Origin of the sequence: Poseidonibacter ostreae, assembly GCF_009208075.1 — a bacterium.
In the GTDB taxonomy this organism is placed as follows: Bacteria; Campylobacterota; Campylobacteria; order Campylobacterales; family Arcobacteraceae; genus Poseidonibacter; species Poseidonibacter ostreae.
Window position 1 is genome coordinate 1 of record NZ_WFKJ01000088.1, and the last position, 2,801, is coordinate 2,801.

Below are 2,801 nucleotides of genomic sequence, written 5' to 3' on the forward strand. Positions count from 1 at the left end.
GCATCACCATTTGAATTATAAGAAATTGAAGCATAACCTGAAATATTAGATAAAGATAAATTACTTACAATATCATTTGCATTGATTTTATCCTTTCCTATAGTAAAGTCTGTAATTACATAGGTTGAAGCATCATTATTCATATTTGCGCTTTTAAATATAGTTCTCAAATATACAGTATCATTACCATCACCTGTTGTAATAGTATCTACTCCTCCATTACCACTGCTATCTGGTGCAATATGATCATCATAAGCACTTCCTGTAATGGTATCTTGAGCATGTCCACCATTAAACCATCCCATTTTAAAAGTTTGTGTTGTTACTACCCCTGTATTTGAATTTGTAGAAGTTACAACAACATCATATACTCCTGGAGCCAAAACCCATTGATTAGCTATTTCTAGTTCAAAACTACCTTTACTTACATTATTAGCATATAATAGTTTTCCATCTATTTCTACAGTAATAAAAGATGCTGAATCTTGTACTCCATATAAGTTAATAATTTCTCCAGAAGTTGAAAGATAATTATTGCTATCTAGCAATTGATCTTGTTCTACACCTGTTTCTGTAGCACGTAAACCTGTAATTTTCATGTTTGAAGGTTGTCCTGCTTCTGCTCCTGCTGTAAATTGTACACTACTATTTAAAGTTGACTCATTTCCAGCTGTATCTTCATATTTGACTGTTAAATTATGTACTCCTTCTGATAAAGAGATTATTGAAGATAGTCTTACTGTATGATTTCCTGCACCTACATTACTTGCTGTTAGAGTATAAGTTGCAAGTAAGGTATTTCCTTCATATAATTTAATAGTATCCCCTACTTTAGCATTTGTTCCCTCATATGTTACATCTACATCTGGTGAAGTATCAACTACATTAAGTTGTTTTTGATAATATAGTTTAATATTCGTTAGTCCATAATCCCCATTATAATTTGTATCTAAAGATGTATTTTCGTATGGAAGTTCATTTTGATCATACTGAGCTGATACGTTTCTTATTGTTAATGTTGAACCATCAGCTGATAAAGTAAACCTAACATTTGCCCCTTTTATAAAAGGTAAATCTGTAAATTTAATTAAAAAAGTATTTCCAGAAGTTATTCCATCTAAAGTTTGATAAGTTGCATTAATGTCAGAACTTACAGCATTACCATTAACACCTCCACCAGCAACATTTTTTCCACCCCAGTTAACTCTCATAGATATTAAAGCATTAAAAAATTCAGTTGCGGTCATACCATCTGGTATATAGGAAGTAATATCTACATTTTCTCCAGTATTTAAAACATCTGCTGATCCTCCAAAAATCCCCGCTGGTAAATCTATAACATCATATCCTGTAGATGTCAAAGAAACAACAACAGAAGCTGAAGAGATAGTTGGCACAGTAAAGTCAACGTTAACAGTTTGAGTAGCTGTTGCTCCAGTATTATTTGCTACATCTGTATAAGATATAGTAAATTCTCTATCTCCCTCTACATTACTTGTTGTTTTAAATAAAATTGCTTTTTGAATATTTTGAACTTCTTCTGAAGTAAAAGTTTCATCACTGCCATTTCTTGTAATAGTTAGTATTTTTGTTGTAGCAACAAAACTATAATCAACAGATACCCCACCAACTGTAACATTACTACTATTAAAGTCACTATCTAATGTATGTTCTGCGTTTAATACAATAGCATCATTTGTAGTATCTAAATTACTTCCTCCTACTGTAATATTAATAGATACAATATCATCAACTGCAGGAGATTGAATATCTTCAAAAATAATTTTACCTGAAATAGCTTCTGTAGAATTCATAGTAGTAGTGTCTGTTGTTTGTGTTCCATTCGTGCTACTTAAATCTACATCTACAGACGTTGTATCAATATCTATTAATTGAGTAGCTTCTAAACTTTCAGCAGATGTTACTGTATTTCTAACTCTCACTTTAATAGTAGCATCTGAAGTCAAAGCATTATCTGTATGCGAAAAAGAGTATGTACCGTCTCCATTATTTGCAATAGAACTATTGTTTATTGTACTCCAAGTTATACCATTATCTTTTGAATACTCTAATATTTCATTTGCACCTAAAGCAGCATTTATTGTACCATTAATTGTTAAGCCATCACTATCATTTGTAACATAATCATTATTGTAAACTCCTGTATCTGCACTAATTGATGTAATTGCTACAGCAATAACAAGTGCTACTATTGATAAATTATTACCATTTATAGTTGTTGTTGAACTATTACTTACATTTCCTGCTCTATCTTCAAATGTCAGTGAAAAAGTTCTTTGACCATCAGATGCTGTACTAGAAGCTATTTTATACTTTAAAGCATTTTCTATTGATGTAATTTCATCCCTTGTAAAATCACTGCCATCAGATTTCTTAATATCTAATTTTTTAGTAGTTGAATTATAATTATAAATTACACTTACTCCTCCAATATTTACTGCTGACGCTACAGAAAAATCACTTCCAACATTTTGTTCAGTATCTAAAACAATTTGATCATTTGTTGTATCTAGTCCCGTCCCTCCAATCGTAATATTAATAGTATAAATATCTGTTGAATATGAACTTATTGTATGTTCAAATAGACTAACTCCATTTGTGGCATTTGCATTATTAACTTCTAATGTTCTATTTTGGGGAGAAGTAACAGGAGCTGTACTATCAATTTTTAATGCTCCAAGATTAAATATAGCACTTATATTCCCAGCTTCGTCTGAAGTTCTTACTTGTACTTGATTATTACTATATGAATCTTCAGGTAAAGTAAATTGTACATTTGT

At 30.8% G+C, this 2,801-nt stretch carries 1 protein-coding gene; it reads right to left on the bottom strand.

Features of this window, described 5'->3' with window-relative positions; all coding sequences use genetic code 11:
* A partial coding sequence (locus GBG18_RS15425; RefSeq protein ID WP_193311179.1) for a beta strand repeat-containing protein occupies positions 1–2,801 on the bottom strand: 2,801 nt, incomplete at both ends.